Source organism: Vibrio alginolyticus NBRC 15630 = ATCC 17749, from assembly GCF_000354175.2.
Classification (GTDB): domain Bacteria; phylum Pseudomonadota; class Gammaproteobacteria; order Enterobacterales; family Vibrionaceae; genus Vibrio; species Vibrio alginolyticus.
On sequence record NC_022359.1, the window covers coordinates 842,183 to 859,456 of the forward strand.

Annotated in this window: 14 protein-coding genes; 8 read left to right on the plus strand and 6 right to left on the minus strand. The window is 43.5% G+C overall.

From position 1 onward, the window contains the following. Positions 1-5: 5 nt before the first annotated feature. Positions 6-1,547, minus strand: coding sequence for a hypothetical protein (locus N646_RS19180; protein ID WP_031777160.1), 1,542 nt, complete (start codon positions 1,545-1,547; stop codon positions 6-8). 365 nt (positions 1,548-1,912) lie between these two features. Between N646_RS19180 and N646_RS19185 the strand changes: the two genes are divergently transcribed. Both N646_RS19185 and N646_RS19190 read left to right on the plus strand, forming a co-directional pair. Then, positions 1,913-2,605, plus strand: coding sequence for a response regulator transcription factor (locus tag N646_RS19185; RefSeq protein ID WP_005373624.1), 693 nt, complete (start codon positions 1,913-1,915; stop codon positions 2,603-2,605). A gap of 3 nt (positions 2,606-2,608) precedes the next feature. Then, positions 2,609-3,931, plus strand: a complete 1,323-nt coding sequence (locus N646_RS19190) for an ATP-binding protein (protein WP_017819871.1) — start codon at positions 2,609-2,611, stop codon at positions 3,929-3,931. Here the strand turns inward: N646_RS19190 and N646_RS19195 are convergent. After that, positions 3,912-4,568: a pyridoxamine 5'-phosphate oxidase family protein gene (locus tag N646_RS19195; protein ID WP_017819872.1), complete on the minus strand. Its 657-nt coding sequence runs from the start codon at positions 4,566-4,568 to the stop codon at positions 3,912-3,914. The genes N646_RS19190 and N646_RS19195 overlap by 20 nt on opposite strands. Before the next feature lie 100 nt (positions 4,569-4,668). On the opposite strand from N646_RS19195, the gene pdxR reads away from it, so the two are divergent. Next, the gene (gene pdxR / locus N646_RS19200) at positions 4,669-6,114 is read left to right on the plus strand and encodes a MocR-like pyridoxine biosynthesis transcription factor PdxR (RefSeq protein ID WP_017819873.1); all 1,446 of its coding nucleotides are present in this window, start codon (positions 4,669-4,671) and stop codon (positions 6,112-6,114) included. Here pdxR and yjeH read toward each other — a convergent pair whose 3' ends face one another. Beyond that, a complete protein-coding gene (yjeH, locus tag N646_RS19205; protein WP_017819874.1) occupies positions 6,115-7,377 on the minus strand; it encodes an L-methionine/branched-chain amino acid transporter in 1,263 nt (420 codons plus the stop codon). 327 nt (positions 7,378-7,704) lie between these two features. On the opposite strand from yjeH, the gene N646_RS19210 reads away from it, so the two are divergent. From N646_RS19210 to N646_RS19225, 4 genes are all read left to right on the plus strand, one after another. Then, entirely contained in the window at positions 7,705-8,160 is a 456-nt protein-coding gene (locus N646_RS19210; RefSeq protein ID WP_005373615.1) for an Lrp/AsnC family transcriptional regulator, read from the plus strand. A 40-nt stretch (positions 8,161-8,200) separates the two neighbouring features. Continuing rightward, positions 8,201-9,115, plus strand: coding sequence for a LysR family transcriptional regulator (locus N646_RS19215; RefSeq protein ID WP_017819875.1), 915 nt, complete (start codon positions 8,201-8,203; stop codon positions 9,113-9,115). A 109-nt stretch (positions 9,116-9,224) separates the two neighbouring features. Beyond that, entirely contained in the window at positions 9,225-9,839 is a 615-nt protein-coding gene (locus N646_RS19220) for a LysE family translocator (protein ID WP_017819876.1), read from the plus strand. A 329-nt stretch (positions 9,840-10,168) separates the two neighbouring features. Continuing rightward, the gene (locus N646_RS19225; RefSeq protein ID WP_005373609.1) at positions 10,169-10,498 is read left to right on the plus strand and encodes a hypothetical protein; all 330 of its coding nucleotides are present in this window, start codon (positions 10,169-10,171) and stop codon (positions 10,496-10,498) included. A 125-nt stretch (positions 10,499-10,623) separates the two neighbouring features. On the opposite strand, the gene N646_RS19230 is transcribed toward N646_RS19225, so the two are convergent. Together N646_RS19230 and N646_RS19235 are read right to left on the minus strand one after the other, a co-directional pair. Next, the gene (locus N646_RS19230; protein ID WP_021035939.1) at positions 10,624-10,845 is read right to left on the minus strand and encodes a hypothetical protein; all 222 of its coding nucleotides are present in this window, start codon (positions 10,843-10,845) and stop codon (positions 10,624-10,626) included. Positions 10,846-11,085: 240 nt separating this feature from the next. Then, a complete protein-coding gene (locus tag N646_RS19235; RefSeq protein WP_017819877.1) occupies positions 11,086-12,519 on the minus strand; it encodes a glyceraldehyde-3-phosphate dehydrogenase in 1,434 nt (477 codons plus the stop codon). A 615-nt stretch (positions 12,520-13,134) separates the two neighbouring features. Between N646_RS19235 and N646_RS19240 the strand changes: the two genes are divergently transcribed. Next, positions 13,135-15,771, plus strand: a complete 2,637-nt coding sequence (locus tag N646_RS19240; RefSeq protein ID WP_017819878.1) for a hybrid sensor histidine kinase/response regulator — start codon at positions 13,135-13,137, stop codon at positions 15,769-15,771. A 68-nt stretch (positions 15,772-15,839) separates the two neighbouring features. On the opposite strand, the gene N646_RS19245 is transcribed toward N646_RS19240, so the two are convergent. Beyond that, a complete protein-coding gene (locus tag N646_RS19245) occupies positions 15,840-17,183 on the minus strand; it encodes an MATE family efflux transporter (RefSeq protein WP_017819879.1) in 1,344 nt (447 codons plus the stop codon). Between the last annotated feature and the right edge of the window lie 91 nt (positions 17,184-17,274).

The following is a 17,274-nucleotide window of genomic DNA, read 5'->3' on the forward strand; positions in this document are numbered from 1 at the left end:
ATTGTTTATAGCTTGGTTACATCTAGGGTTTGGTCGGTGAATTGGATGTTCTGAATGTCGTACAACTCGTCAGTGCCTGTACTCGGGCACTCAACAGAAACGCTCTTTGCTTTAATAACAGTACATTCCGCCAGTTTGTGTGGCACGATATAGGTGTTGATACCGCCTTCACCATAAATGCTGTTGTCTTTGCTGTTGCCTTCAAAAGTATTGTTTTGATCATTACCGATCACATTCATCGCGTCGCCGCCAATGATCTTCACTTTTGTTAGCCACTGAGATTTGTAGGTGTACGCTTCTATCAAACCGTCTTTGTTGGGAGCCATACGGAAGGTAGGTACTGTGCCTGGACTTGTCTTTTCTGTGTAGAGCTTGACGCCCGCAGAGTCGATATTCGCGGTATATTGCAAGTATCCGTGGAATAAGCCACTGATCCAATCAACGGCTTGTGGATCTTGGGTTTGCATTTCTTCACGCGTTAACGCTTGGTAGCCATCTAAACCATGTCCGTTTGCTTTTGCTACACCCATGTAAGCTTCAAAAGCGGCAGCAAAATATTCGTGGGAATATGAAGGGCCCGTTTGTTTCACACTTTCAGGATCGAAGTCGTCCGATTTCCAATCGTCCCAGTCATACTGAGTAGGGCGCCACACCGTCGGTTTGCCCGATTGAATATCGTTATAGATGCTTAACGCATGAGCTTGAATGTCATTTTGCAGTGCCGCAGTCGCCGTGTTAGGTGCAATACCTTGCGCTTGGACCAAGTGTAAAATTTCTTCAAAAGCGGCGTCTCGTTCGGCTTTTTTACCAAGATTGGCGCAGTAATCGGCAAAATTACTCATGTAATGGCAATCGCCTTCAACTGTCAGTTCTCGATACATTAAAGATTGGCTATTCCTTAGCCAGTTTGGTGTTTCTTTACTAGTTACTAATGTTGACGCGATAGATGTGACAAGTGTATCCATATCATCTTCGTTAAGTACCATCATGCTTACAACAAACTTTTCTAGAGAACTAGTATCAAAAGAGTGTGCTAAGCCCGAGCTTGTAACTGCATCGTTCAATTTGCCTTGGCGAATCAGTTCGTTGATAAAGATTTTGGTTAACATCTCATCATTCTGTTCGTCGTTTTCGGTCAGCATTAGTGTGGCATCACGCTCGGCTAATGTCTTAGCGATACGAGACTTGTCAGCACCGTACTTAGAGTCTGGTTGGTTTGTGAGAAGGTGTTGGATGATTTTGGCTGCACGAAAGATTTTTTCATTATTCGCACCGTCATCAACAGCCACAATGTGAAATGTATCGTTGTTGTTTGCTTCGGAAAGGGAGATTTTCACATAGTGGGTGAAGCCCGAATCAGCAGCCACTTTTAACTTGGCCGGAAACTCTGTAGAAACGACAGTTGGGATTGTGACAGTGCTCAATGTAGGCATTGGTGGTGTTGGAGGTGTCGTTGTCGATGGTTTCGAATTAGATTCACTGCCGCCACAAGCAGTTAGACTTATCGCGCAAAATATGGCTAAAGGTGTTAATTTGGAATATCTCATTTCATGTTACTCGTAGACTTTATTAGAGCAGGAAACTTAGAAGCAACATAAAGTCCTGTCTATATAAGCAAACTAAGTCATATATGTTGATATTGTTTTTGGTAAGACCTATTATTCGATATATTTAAAAATATAGTGGATTTTTATTCCGAATTTTATTTTCTATGTGAAGCTATATTCTGGTAATGAATAAAACCTCAGGTTATTGCATGGTTTTAGGGGTATAGAATGATTAGGATTATCGTATATGTATGGTTTGTAAGCGTATGTAAGCCTGCGTTTTATTAAAATTATCATTTAAGTAGGTTGCGCAGTATAGGACGAGCGATATACTCCCTCCATCATATTGGTGGAGTAAATGATTCATGGTGGGTAATACAATCTTACTGGTAGAAGACGACTCAGAGATTGCTCGATTAACCAAAATGTACCTCGAAGCCGAAGGATATACGGTAACTGTCATCGATAACGGTCAAAATGCATTAGAAACGATTAAGGGGCTCAAGCCGGACCTAGTGCTGTTAGATTTGATGTTACCAGGAAAAAATGGCGCAGAAATATGTCAAGAGGCGCGTAAGTTTTATCATGGTATTATCATTGTTTTGACTGCGACCGATGATGAAATGAGCGAGGTGAGCTTATTTAAGTTTGGTGCTGATGATTACCTTACCAAACCGATAAAAGGCAATATCCTTCTCGCCCGTATTGAAGCAGCGTTGCGTCGCTATTGTCGTCAAGTTGATATCGTTGAAGAAGAAAAGCTGAGCCGATATGGCATTAGTCTTTGTCTTCGTCGCTCCCAAGCATTTTATTTGCAAAAAGATATTGGTTTAACGAGTTCTGAGTTTGAAATTTTAGAGCTCCTGATGCTGAATGTCGATAAGCCAGTATCTCGTGAATCATGTTGCCGTCTTGCCCGAGGCATTGAATACTGTATTACTGATCGTTCGATTGATATGCGTATATCCTCACTAAGGAAGAAATTCTCTAAGGCTCATATCCATACGGCTACCATTAAAACCATACGTCACCACGGCTACATGCTGACAGGTAAATGACGCATGTTTTCCCTGTTTACTCGTCTATATGTGGGGTTAGTAACTGGCCTTGCGCTGACTGTTGCTTTGTTTCTCTTTATGGGGGAAGAGTACATGCGCAAAACAGAAGTCGGTGTTTTTTTGAGTGACGGTGCTTATTTTGTCGATCAATACATTGAGCAACGAGGCACTCCGGATTCTCTCTACAAGAAGTTAACCGAAAACGGCAAGCAAGATTTCTTTATCTTTGATTTAACATTGGTTGAAAACTGGGACGGATCACCGCCTTGTCGAGATTGTAATCTGCTGTACCGTATGCAAGGGATACCTGTTTATCTTATTGATGGCAGTACCTATGCTGCGGTATTCCCTTTGCCTAACACTTCGAAGAGTTTAGTTTTCAAAGAAAAAACGGATTTCTTTAGCCCACACGTTGATTGGAATGAAGATTCTGAGATTGTATTTATACTTACTCTACTTTTGGTTGTTGTATGCAGTTTAGGCATTATGGTTTACATACCTGTACGACGTCTTGACCGCCAAATTCGGCAACTAACGGCTGCGCAACAACAATTTGGTTCTGGTGAGTTGAATACGCGAGTCGAGCTAAAGCAATTTTCGCAACCCGTGAAAGAGCTCGCCCAAGGCTTCAACTGCATGTCTGAAGAGATTGAGAGACGAGTGCGCCAAACACACATCTTTACTCAAGCTATTCCTCATGAAGTGCGCACTCCGCTGAGTCGTATTCAGCTAGCGACGGATTTAGCTCGACGCACGAGTGGTGAAATGCAGGCAGAGTTACATGACGATATTGAACGATACGTTGATGTAGTGACGGATTTAACATCCGACATCGTCATGCTGTCTCGCTTGAGTGTGAAAAACCACTCATGGATCGATTCTGTTGAAACCATGGAACTGCCACTTTGGTGTAAAAGCCGCATGAATTACCTAGGCTTAGAGTCCGCCATGTTGAGAGCAGAAAATGAACTCGCGAACCAATTGATTCACTTTCAGCCTACTTTGGGTAACCTCGTCCTCGATAATTTACTGCAAAACGCCAAGCGTTACGGTGAGTCCTGCGTTGAGGTGACGATTCGAACGGTAGCGGATTGCTGGAGCATCGATATTGAGGACGATGGTCCGGGCATCCCTGAGGCGATGCGAGAAGAAGTATTTATGCCATTTTCGCGCTTAGACAAAAGCCGCAACGCCGACATGAAAGGCTTTGGTTTAGGGCTTGCCATCGCTACCAGTGCAGCGCGGCAACTGGGGTGGGAGCTTTCTGTCGGCGAGAGTCACTTAGGCGGCGCACGTTTTACGGTGCTTATTCCTGCCAACGGTTAGAGTAGGCACTGCGGTAGTCTGGCTCTGCGATACCTTCATACAAATCGTCACAAGCTTGCAGCGGACCTACGACGGTTCGGTAGGGTAGGACACCTGCCCAAACAGGGATGTCCATGTCTTCCGCATCGTCGTTGACGCCAAAATTGCTGATTTTCACTGATGCTTCTAGGAGTGGAATACGCAGCAGCATGGTGGCTTTGAGTTCTTTTTCATTACTCAAACGGACTTGTTCTGTTCTCCCCGGAGCGATCTGTTCAATAAAGTGATTCAGCAACCTGTCTTTCTCTTGGTTATCTTCCACCATCTCAAACTGGCCAAAGACCACAACACTGCGATAATGCGCACTGTGGTGAAACGCACTTCGAGCCAATACCCAACCATCAAACAAAGTAAAGGTTAAGCACGTTTGCACTCCTTGTTTGAGTGAGCGTAATAGTCGACTGTTGTTGGCACCATGGATATACACGTAATCATCGACACGCCATGCCAGCATAGGGATGACCACAGGGCCTGACTCGTTGGTTATCGCAATATGAGCGATTAGGCTTTCATCTATGATGGCGTGCAGTTTGCTAACATCAGAGGCAGCTTTATGTGCGCCTTTCTTAATTTCCGTTCTATTGGTGTTGGATAGCATTTTCTCTCCTTGCTTGCTCACGATTACGAGCGATTTATCCTCATTCTTTGATTGCAATGTAGCGTTTAACTGGTAGCTTAAAGAGAGCCAGTTTTAACTAATGGATGGATCCAGTTTGTCTTTGATTGATATCGGTGACCTGCATTTAAAAGACAGTGATGGAACGCGTCAGCAAGCGTTGTTTTTTGCTATTCGCAAGAAAATTGTTCAAGGACTGTGGATGAAGAATGGGAAGCTGCCTTCTACGCGGAAGCTTTCACAAGAGCTTAATCTAAGTAGGAATACCGTGATTTCTGCCTACGAACAGTTAGTGGCGGAAGGGTACTTGAACAGCCAAAAAGGTTCTGGTTTTTATGTTGCCGTAGAACTGCCAGAGCAGTACTTGCCTGAACCTAGTTCAGTTCAGAGAGACTCATCACCGAAAGCTCACTTTGATATCAACCGCGCATTTGCACCGGGTGTGCCGGATTTGGACGCATTTCCGATGGCGCAATGGCAAAAGTTACTCACTCGCCATATGTCTCGTACTTGCTTGTTGGGGAATCAAGATATTCAGGGTAGTTGGGCATTGCGCTGTGCTTTAGCTGACTACCTCGCATCAAGCCGTTCAGTGAATTGTTCTCCAGAGCGCATTATTATTACCTCTGGGGCGCAGCAAGCGTTGTCAATTGCGACGATGGTAGTGCTCAAACAAGGTGATAAGGTTCTGATGGAGCAACCAGGTTACGCGCAAATGCGGAAGTTGATTCAGTTCCAAAACTATCAATTTGAGCCTTTGTTCGTAAGAGAGAAATTAGGTTTTGATGTGGAAGCGGTGACCTCAAGCGATGCCGATGCTCTGTATATTACACCAAGTAATCAATATCCGATGGGCACCACACTCAATACCGAGCAAAGAGGAAAGATCATCAACTGGGCGGTCGAACAATCAAGTTGGATCATCGAGGACGATTATGACAGCGAATTTCAGTTTGCTCATCGTCCCTATACCAGTTTACAGGGGCTAGCAGCTCAAATGGGTCGAGATGATCGCGTGTTGTATGTGGGTTCCTTCAGTAAAGTGATGTTTAACGGATTGCGGCTTGGCTACCTTGTAGTTCCTGAACGTTTAGTAGAGCAATGCTTAGTGGTTAAGGATGCGTTAAGTGGTGATTCGCCGACGCATACACAAGAAGCATTGGCAGACTTTATTACTGAAGGTGGGTTATTACGTCATATTCGAAAAATGCGTCGACTCTACAAAACTAAGCATGAACAGATGCATGTATCCATTCAACAGCATTTTGGCGACCATGTTTGCGTCGTTAGCCAAGCGGCGGGGCTTCATGTTACGTTGAAATGGCAAGACGGTATGGATGAGCAGCGTTTTATAAAACTAGCAGAGCATGAAGGGATCATCTTGCGACCTTTGAGCTATTATGAACACCCAGATTTTCAAGCACGTCACTGGCATGGTGCCGTGCTTGGTTACGGCAATATCGCGTTAGAGAACATAGACGCTGGTATCCAACGTTTAGCTCACATATTTCGAAATGGGAAGCGATGACTATTCAACTACACGTGTTTGTCGCTTATGTCGCCACTGTTTCCAAGGCAGTAAAAGTAGAGTAAAAATGCCAAGTGCATAAAACATTGACCAGCCTAAACATATAAAAACACCGGTACAAAGCAGTAGGGACAGTCCCGCAAGTGTTTTACCAAATCCTCGAAGCAATTTAAAAGCGGCTAACATCGCCAACATGTAAACCAGAACGAATACACTGTTTGCGAGTTTTAGGAAAAACTCCAGATCGAGCTGTGATAGGGTTCCTATCACACAAGATATCAATAATATACCGCCAACTAATATGGTGGCTGAGAAAGGGACACCACGACGCGAAATCTTGGCTAGTGGACTAGAAGGACGATGTTCCCGAGCTTGAGCCCAGACCATTCGCGCTAGGCTCTGTGTGTATAAGTTAACGCTCGCGAAACAAGCGGAGAAACCTATCAAGCTGATTATCCATTTGGCTCCATCGCCTAGTAGTTGGGCACTAAGCCAGGGGATGGATGCGTTATCAAATTGAGCGTTACCATACGCGCCAAATTTTAAAATAACGACAGAGCATGCCCAATAGGTAGCCCCTGCTACAAAACAACCGACCACAATGGCAATAGGGAAATCTCTTTGAGGGTTTTTGAACTCTTCCCCCATATGGGCAAAAGCCTCTATGCCAACAAAACACCAGAACATCACGCCTAACGCTGCGGTAATAGGCCAAATTGACTCTTGTGTGATGGCGGGCATCACAAGATCGGCGCTGTTAACGTCGCCTTTCCATAAAAATGCGCCAACAAGTGCGAAGACACTCAAAGCAATAAGAGTTTGTAAATGACCTGATGATTTTGTGCCCATCAAGTTGACGAACACAAGTAGTACTACCGTCAGAATTTGTGCAAACAGATTGTTGCTAATAGGCTCTGGCAATATTTGTTGTAGGAAGCCTGCGGCGAGTGCAATCGCGGCCGGAACCCCTACCGGAATGACACTAACAAATAGCCAAGCGACACTACTTTCCAGTTTGGCGTTAAAGGCTTTGCGTACAAAAAAGGCTGTTCCGCCCGCGTTGGGGTATCGTTTACCCAGTTGAGCAAAAGTCAGCGCAATAGGACAAATCGCGATGAACAATAAAATCCAAGCCCATAGTGAAAAATGGCCAGCTATACCTGCTGCGATAGCCGGGATCATAAACAGCCCAGTTCCCATTAATGTGGTGGATAACTGTGCGATACCTGATGTGAGTGAAATGTCTTTTTTGAGCTCTTCCATGCGAATTGATTCATCCAATGTTATGAGGCTTATTACGAAAAAGCTTGTGGCTTCTGGTTATTTCGTTTTATGTGTTTAAGCGATGCTATTTATGTGCTGAGCACTTAAGTTGGGAATTTGATTTCAATGTGTTATCTATTTTCTGTTGAAATGGATAACAGCACTCATCTCATGCCCGCCAAATAGCATATCCAAAATGTTAATAACAAAATGATTTACTAAACCGTCAATATGACGGTTGTTTTAAATAATTCCAACAAAATGTTGGTTTCTTATGCAGTTAGAATCGGTATAGAATGAGAAAAATAAGGAAAGCTTGGTAACGGTATGGACAAGTTTGATCATAAGATTGTGGATCTGCTCAGGCACAACGCTCGGCTGTCGGTGACTGAAATTGCGGATAAAGTAAACCTTTCTCGTTCTGCGGTAACGGCCCGTATTCGTAAGCTAGAGCATGACAAAGTGATTCTAGGGTATCACGCTGAAATTGCACCTTCGGGTGGGGATTCGATTTGCGCCTATTTTGCCTTAAAGTTCGATAAATCAACCTCTACGTATTATTGCGAATCATACGCGGACGAGTTATACAAAATTGATGGCGTAAAATGGTGTCATGCGATCAGCGGTGAGACGGACATGATGGTTTTTGTCGAAGTGCCTACGATGGCTCGCTTGAACGAAATCAGAGATCAAATTCAACGATATCCAGAGCTTCGAAACCTGATGACTCATACCGTCTTAGCTGAATTCTTTAACACGACTGGGAACCTGTTTGTGAAGTGACCATGAATGGATGCCATGTTGAAAACCCTTCTGAGCGAATATGTTAAACAACATTAATTTGAATCTACTTAGATCCTTGCATGTACTTTTAGAGGAGTGTCATGTCAGCCGGACCGCAGACCGTTTGCACATTACGCAGTCTGCCGTCAGTCGACAGCTTGCACAATTGCGCGATCTGTGTGGTGACCCACTGCTTATTCGTCAAGGTAATCAACTGATACCAACGCCACGAGCAATAGCGTTAAAATCAAAGCTTGATGCATTACTGGCTGAGTTTGACCATTTACTCGATGACCAACCTTTTGAGCCGCGGCAGTGGCAAGGTGAGCTTGTTATTGCTTCTAGTGACTACGTGGCGCAATACGTATTGCCCGATATTGCCTCTCACTTGGGTGAACAAGCGCCACAGTTAGATATGGCGTACCGACTGTGGCAACCCAACTTTCTTGATAAACTTCATGAGACGGGCATCCATATCGCGTCTTCTATGTATCCAGAAAAACCACAGAGTGTGTCGAGCGTTAAAATTGGTGAGGATTCATCAGTTTGTTTGATGAAATCTTCTCATCCGTTAGCAAAGCAGGACCAGATCAGTATTGAAGACTTGATTTCATATTCACACATCAAAGTGACTGGCGGCGGAGACAAAGATTCCTACACTGATTTAGCATTGAAAGAGCTAGGGCACACCCGCCACGTTACCTTTAAGGTTCCATTCTTCTCTGCTGCGATCAATCGCTTAGTTGCAAGTGAGCACCTGATGGTGGCTCCTGAACATATTGCCGTTAACCTCGCTAAGCATTGGGACTTAACCCATAAAGCATTACCACTCGAAACACCTATTCATCAATATTGGTTAATGTGGCACCCCAAATACGACACGGATCCTGCGCATAAATGGGTGCGAGAAGAGATTCGCTCAGTAATGCAAATTTCTGAATATTCCATTCGCTAATACGTACACCGTTTAGCTATGACTTGAAGTCATGATTAGTATGAATAACTTTGATTTCTAATTATACCTCTTCCGTTGATAGAGTGAGCTTCAAAGAGGGGAGATTCTTATGACACTAACAGTTTGGTTATCACTTTTTACCGTGTGTTTATTAGGGGCTATGTCACCAGGTCCCAGCTTAGCTATTGTCGCTAAGCACTCGTTGGCTGGTGGACGTATCCATGGATTAGCTACGGCTTGGGCTCATGCGTTTGGCATTGGTATATATGCGTTTATTACCTTGATTGGTCTCGCTGTTGTTTTGCAGCAAAGCCCGATGCTGTTCAAGACGATTAGCCTTGTGGGTGCGGCATATCTTGCGTATTTAGGGTTTAATGCTTTGCGTTCAAAAGGTGGTGTGGCTGCGAAGTTGGAGTCAGGTGAGGAGACAACGGTAATCCAGTCTGCGCGAGAAGGCTTTTTTATCTCGATTTTAAGTCCCAAAATTGCTTTGTTTTTTATCGCATTATTCAGTCAGTTTGTCGCGCTCGGTAATGATTTGAGTAATCAGATGATCATTGTTGCCACGCCGTTTGTTGTGGATGGGCTTTGGTACACCTTTATTACCCTAGTGCTATCGAGCTCTAAAGTCGTTGACAGAATTCGCTCTAAGGCAGTGTTGATTGATCGTTTGTCAGGGGTAGTACTCATGCTGCTGGCTCTTAGAGTGGTCGTAACGGTATAGACAAGCTCGCAAGACAGAAATACTAAAAGCAGCCCGTGTGGCTGCTTTTTTGTCTACTCTCAGTAACCCTTACACAATTTACGTAATTCTGACGCTAAACGTTGCTAAAATTAATATTATCAATAGTGTTACTTTGGTTCATATTCTCATTTGCTGTGAAAGCTACTTTCCAACGCATTGTTATAATGAGAACGATAGCCACTTAACGTTAATACTAACAGTGTCGCATATTAAGTCGAGAGTGCTTTATTGGATAAAAACGGACTTTCCTCTTACTTACCCTATGAAAGGGGTAGAGACTCCATGACCGTTTAGAAGGTGAGAGCAATATGCAAAGAATAGTAGATTTAGCTCCAGTAGTAATTTTGACCAGTGTTTGCAGCGTTGCTTGGATATTCTTTTCAACAAAGAGCATTTGGGTGTTTTTTGAACTGTTTGTATTTACGATGCTTGGCTTTGGCCTTTTGTACGGGTTACTACAAAAGGCTGATCCTAAACACTTTGACTTTGTTTTAAACCACATCGATGAAATTAAGAAGGAAGGCAAAGATGCTTGCCTAAGCGGCGCTCCGAAAGAATCCAACCCATACTCTGGTGTCGATGGTGATTTATGGGAGGCTGGTTACACAGCCTCCTACAACAAAAAGATAAAGCAATAAACCGCTAGGTGTTTATTCAATATTGTGCTTTTCAAAAAAGCACCCTGCCATTTTAAGGACAGGGTGAAAGCAAGAAGTTTCTCAGGAGCGGTCGGGGGAGAGAAACTCATCTAAATCTTATTTACTTACCGGCGAACCTCTTCAAATTCACCTTCAATCGCATCTGCTTTACCTGTATTAAATTCATATTCTTCGTGCATTTCTCTCTGCATTTTCTTGACGCGATTTTCAATACGCTTGCCGGTAATTAATGCTGCGATGGTCAACGGAATCGCAATGATCAAGCTAAATACTAACGTAAAAAAGCCGGTAATCAGTGCTAGTGCAGTTACAATAATCCGATTCATAATCATGACCTCTCTGTAATTTATGTGCTCAGATTAATGCTGTGAACATGAACAAAACATGAATGCTGACGTTCACTTTGTCCGGAGAGTGTCAAATGAATGAAACGAAAAAACGCCTGAGGGTGATCAGGCGTATAAACGGGGAAAAATATTAGTAATGCGCATGGCGCTTATTATTTAGAACAAATATGAGATATTGTCCGCTACGCTATGTGGTTAACGTTGTGGAGCAAAGTTCACCTATCGAGGGAATGTTTGGTAACGAACACCCATCATTTGTTCCATACAGTGCACAACTTGGCAGCTGTAACCGAATTCGTTGTCGTACCAGATGTAAAGTACACAACGCTTGTCTTGTGCGATAGTCGCTTGACCATCTACGACGCCTGCATGGCGAGAGCCAACTAAGTCAGTTGATACAATTTCTGTTGAATCGGTGTAGTCAATCTGTGCCGAAAGCTCAGAGTTCAACGCCATTTCACGCAAGTAATCGTTCAGTGAATCACGGTCTACGTCTTCACCTAAGTTTAGATTAGCGACTGCCATAGAAACGTTTGGTGTCGGTACGCGAATCGCGTTGCCTGTTAGCTTGCCTGCAAGCTCTGGCAATGCTTTAGCAACTGCTTTTGCCGCACCTGTTGAAGTCAGAACCATGTTTAGTGAAGCACTACGTCCGCGACGGTCACCAGAGTGGAAGTTGTCGATCAAATTTTGGTCGTTTGTGTATGAGTGCACGGTTTCAATATGGCCAGAAAGAACACCATATTTATCGTTCAGAGCCTTAAGGACTGGCGTGATTGCATTTGTTGTACAGCTTGCCGCAGAGATGATGGTGTCATCTTCTTTAATTACCGACTCATTTACACCGAATACAACGTTTTTGATGTCACCTTTACCTGGTGCTGTTAGCAGTACTTTCTCTGCACCTTGACACGCTAAGTGTTGGCTCAGGCCTTCAGAATCACGCCAAACACCTGTGTTATCAACAACTAGCGCGTTATTGATACCGAAAGCTGAGTAATCCACTTCGCTTGGGTTATTTGCGTAGATGATTTGGATGTAGTTGCCGTTAACGATCAGTGCTTTACGCTCTTCATCGATAACAATGCTACCGTTGAACTGACCGTGAACTGAGTCACGACGCAACAAGCTAGCACGCTTACCCAAATCGCCTTTTTTACCGCCACGAACCACAATCGCACGTAGTCTTAGTGGGTAACCTGGACCACTTTTCTCAATGAGAAGGCGAGTAAGTAGTCGACCAATGCGACCGAACCCGTAAAGAACCACATCACGCGCTTTCAATGAAGAATCTGCGTCGCGAGCGCCATCAAGTGCAGTGATAAGGAAATCGTTTAGAGAGCTTGTATCGTCATGTTCATTCCAGTACATAGTTGCCAATTGGCCAACATCGACACGGCATGAAGAAATGCTCATTTCACAAAGCGCTTGAATAATAGGCATCGTGTGCTCAAGCGAAAGTGGGTTACCGGTATAACGTCTTGCAACGCGATGAGTTTTGAGAATGTCTATAGTAGTAGCATTAATAAGCGTTTTACCAAACAGAACCACTTCGATTCCTTTTTGACGATATAGCTTACCAATTAGAGGGGAAATAGATTCAGCAATCGTTTGGCTAGTTTGCCAGTCTTGGAGATATTTCTCTGGACTCATTGTTGTATTAGACCTTTCACGTTTTGGGGGCTAACCATACTCTCTGCTGTTGCCTCTTCGGCAGCGTGCAAGAGTGTGGTGGGTTATGTAATCGGGTTGTAATAGTTATGTGTGCGGATTCTAAGGTCGGAGTCCTTATTCTGCTAGGAAAATTAAATCCAGTGTAAAACACTACTTAAGGGGACGTTAGTGGTGGATTAATGTGACTAAAGCAGTGGTTTTCACGTATTGACATTTAGAAAGTAACTTACTTTTTTTGCGATGATAACGTTTGCTTTCAAATTAGTTTTGTTGACAAAAATGGATATTTTGCATTTTTGTGTGATTTGACTCGACAAGGCAACTCAATAGGTAAACATACAATAGATGATTTCCTGAAAAGTGATGCGACTCTTAGTTGTGAGTGAAACTTTATTGTTTGCATCCAACTTTAAGATCAAAAAATATGACTTAAATCACAATTTTTACTGCATTAGCCGATGATAAAACACTCACAATAACCATAGTCTAGGTAGGTGAATGTTGTTTGAAAGTAACAATGTCGTATATGCCTTTCAATGCAAGAAACTAGTCTAATATTAAATAAACGGATGAAATCAACCATTAGGCTGATGGATGTTGAGATTATCAATAAAAACACGCTTAGCACTCCTCGCACTATTACCCGCTGTGGTAATAGTGGTATTTGCAGTTCAGCAGTTTTCTGATAATGCGTTGCGCGTGAGCCGTCTCAATCAAACGGTTAGCAATATTCAAGGTTTCCAATTGATATCCAAGGCCTCCCACTTTATTTACTCCATAGAGAAAGTACGCCGACAGCCTGATCTTCAAGTCTCTGCAGCCATTAATATTGAAGAGCAAGGTGAAGTTATTTCTTCTTTGCATCAAAAGTTTGTGAGTAACCCTAATACTGCTGAGTATGCTGATGAACTGAAAGAAGCCATGCTGGGGGTATTGTCAGGTAGATTGAGTGAGATGGACGACCTGGGTGATTGGGCATTTCAACAGCTCCAAAATATGTCGCGCTCTTTGTTGCAAAATCATCAATGGTATGGCAGTGACGATGGCATTCGCATGCAAAATTTTATTGCCTACTTTGCTCAGCTCTCTTTTTGGACACAGAAAGAAGCTTGGCTGACGAACCGTTTAGTCCAAGACCCTAAGAGTTGGCTAAGTCAAAGTATGTTTTATCAGGCGATTGACCGACAGCAGCAAAATTTGGATGCGTTTTTAAACTTAGGTGGGTCATACGAGCAAGTGGATAAATTGCTTGGCTTGTTTACTTCGCCGAGATATCAGAGAAACTTGGCGTCTCGCGGACAATTAATCTCAGGAGACATGTCACAAAGTGACTACGCCGCGTATTTAAAAGAACTCGATTTTCGTGTGCAGCGCTTACAAGTGCTCATTGATGGGTTCACCAAACAAACTGAGCAGTCGCTTCTCACGCAGGTTCATGAACAAAAGGCCAATATAGCGATGATCAGTTTTGGCGTCGCCTTAGTGGTTATCCTGCTTTGTTGGCTCGGATTTAGTACTTGGTTCCGAGTTAACAGCAAACTCGATGCGATCATTCATACTTTAAACGCGTTGATCAACTCCGAAGAGAAGCAAACAAAAGTCAAAGTTGATGGAAGTGATGAACTGACCATTTTTGCTCAGCAAGTGAATCGAGTGGTTGAAGAAATGCAGAGACAAACTGAAGAAATACTGCATGCAAAAGAGTCAGCAGTATCGGCTAATCGTGCAAAATCTGTGTTTCTTGCCAACATGTCACATGAAATACGCACGCCCCTTAACGGGATCATGGGCATGACAGAAATACTCTCTCAAAGTGAGTTGTCTTCGCATCAACAAGAAGTTGTTGATGACATTGACTCCTCATCTCAAACACTGCTCACTTTACTTAACGATATATTGGATCTCTCTAAAATCGAGTCTGGACGATTGGAGCTGTCACTAGTAGAAGCGGATATCCGAGAAGTCGTGTATCAGTCGATGATTTTATTCCAATCCAAAGCAACATCTAAACAGCTAAAGTTAGGTATTAATTTAGCTGAAAATATCCCCATTCGCGTGATGGTCGATGATCATCGTGTCAAACAGGTAGTTACGAATCTGGTATCGAATGCGGTTAAGTTTACCGAAAGTGGGCATGTATGCGTTGATGTTAGTTATGAGGAGTTACTTGAGAAAGAACGTGGAGTGCTGACGTTTAAAGTAGAAGATACCGGAATAGGCATTGATCAAGATAAGTTAACCACGATTTTTGAACCCTTTACTCAGGAAGATGAAGGAGTGTCGAGGCAATTTGGCGGCACAGGGTTGGGTTTGGCAATTTGTTGTCAGCTTGTGTCGATGATGGGGGGCAAGCTCGTAGCAACATCTACAAAAGGAGTGGGCACATGCTTTGAATTCTCGATTGAGGTTGAAGCAATTCCGGTGTTTGGCTGGCGTTCGGAGATGATTAATAAAGGGCTTTTGATCTGCTCAAATTACGACTACGCCGACCAAGTATTAAAAGAGTGTCGCTTAGCGAAAATCAATCTCTTTGGTGTTAATAATGTGAATGAAGTGCAAGCGATAAATGATGACTTTGATGTCATATTTCTGTGCCACAGTAACGACGCTAATACCGATGAAATCTTGGATAATCTATCATTTAATTACGATCTTCGCCGTGTGATTATTTGCCAGCATCATTTATCCACTCCCTACGAAAATGCAGAAAAAGTACATGCCGTACTCACATTACCTTTCCTTGGCAATCGATTTAAGCATGTCATTGATGATTTAGCTAAGGTTGAAAAGACTATATCAAGTGACAATGTCACCAATAATGTTGTCAGCTCTGAATATCGAGCGTCGCGCTCTCATCGGAGGATCTTAATTGCGGAGGATAATTTGATGAACCAGAAAATAGCGAGTTTTTTTCTGGATAAAGCAGGTTATGACTATTTGATAACAAGCAACGGTCAAGAAGCGTTAGAAGCCATCACAAAGGGAGAAGAATTCGATGCAATTTTAATGGACTGCATGATGCCCGTGATGGATGGACTGACCGCGACGAAAGAAATTCGTCGTTGGGAAAAGAAAGCAGGACGCGAAAAAACGATGATTATCGCACTCACTGCGAGTGTTTTGGAAGAAGACATCCACAACTGTTTTGCGGCAGGCATGGATGCTTATTTACCTAAGCCGTATAAATCGAACCAGTTATTTGAGCTCTTTAGTGAATTAAAACTCGCCTAGCTAACATTTCAACTTAGACAAGGTGTCAAAACGATAAAGCCCCACTTCAGGGGCTTAGTTCTGATTATTCATTGTTGTGCGCTGGCTTGAGCGCCTGCGAGTTTGCGTATGGTTTGGCGATAGGTTAGGTATGCGGAAACACCAGCTAACAGGTTGCCGATACAAGCGCCTAAGAGTAAACCTCGGATTCCATCCATTTGAGCGCCAACCCACAAGCACGGTAGGAAAAAGACAAACAAGCGCAGCGCTGAAATAGTGAGCGCGGTGTAAGATTTGCCTAATGCATTACAAAGAGAAACCATTAGCATACAAACCCCTAATGAACCCAAACTGATCGGCACTATCAGTAAATGCATCTCCAAGACTTGCTCCACTTGCACATCACTTGTCATCAATAATGCGAGTGGTTTTGCGACGGCAAATGTAATGGCAGCAATCAAAAGTTGGAAACCTAGAATGAATTTTACGGCAATACTGACGAGCCTTTGGATATCTTCATAGTTCTTTGCTCCAAGTAAGCGTCCAACCATTGGAGGCATAGACATTGTCAGCGCCAAGACCGAAACGATAGCAAAGAACTCATAGCGTGAACCAAGCGCCCAAGCGGCGACTGCTGCGGTTCCAAAGCTCGCCAATAATTTTGTTGCTAGCATGGAAGACAACGGTGGCAGCAGTTGGCTAATCATCGCGGGGCCCATAATGTTACCGATAGATGCAACACTTTTGGCTACGTTAAGATCTTGCCATTGTGTCGTTGCCCAGTGATTCTTCTTCACGCGAGGAGCGACGACTAAAATACCAAACCCAAAAGCGACGATGGTTGCTATTGCCGCTCCGTTAATACCCAAGTCAAACGTGAAAATAAATAGCGGATCGAGTACAAGGTTCACGCCGCTGGTTATCATCATCATTGTGCCAGGTAACATTGTATTGCCATTAGCTCGGCAGATACTGTAATAAAAATACAAAACCGCACCAGTCCATGAGCTTAATAACCACCAAGGCCAGTAACTGTCGATTATCGGCATAACAGATTCTGGAGCGCTTAATAGAGCTAAAATGGGGGAGCGCAAAAGCCAAATTAGCCCGCCAAAAATAGCGACACCAATTGAGCCGATCATCAATACTAATCCGCCAAGTTGTTTGGCATACCGACTTTCATTCGCTCCAAGAGCTTTAGAAATGACCGCTGTCGTTGCGATTCCTAGACCGACTTGAATGCCGATAATGACCATTTGCAAAGGCAGAGTGAAACCTTGAGCGGCTAACGGTAAAACGCCGAGCTGACCGATAAACGCGCTATCCACAAGCTGAAAGCTCATTAAAGACAGAACGCCAAAAAGCATTGGCCAGGTCATCGTAAATAATTGTTTTGCAAGCGTTGGTTGTGTACTTGTCGTAGTTGAAGACATAGAAAGCTGAATGCGTTAGGAATAAGAGTTAGATTGATTGTACACGGCGGTTAGTTTAGAGACAAAAATAAACCCCGAGGAAGATATTCTT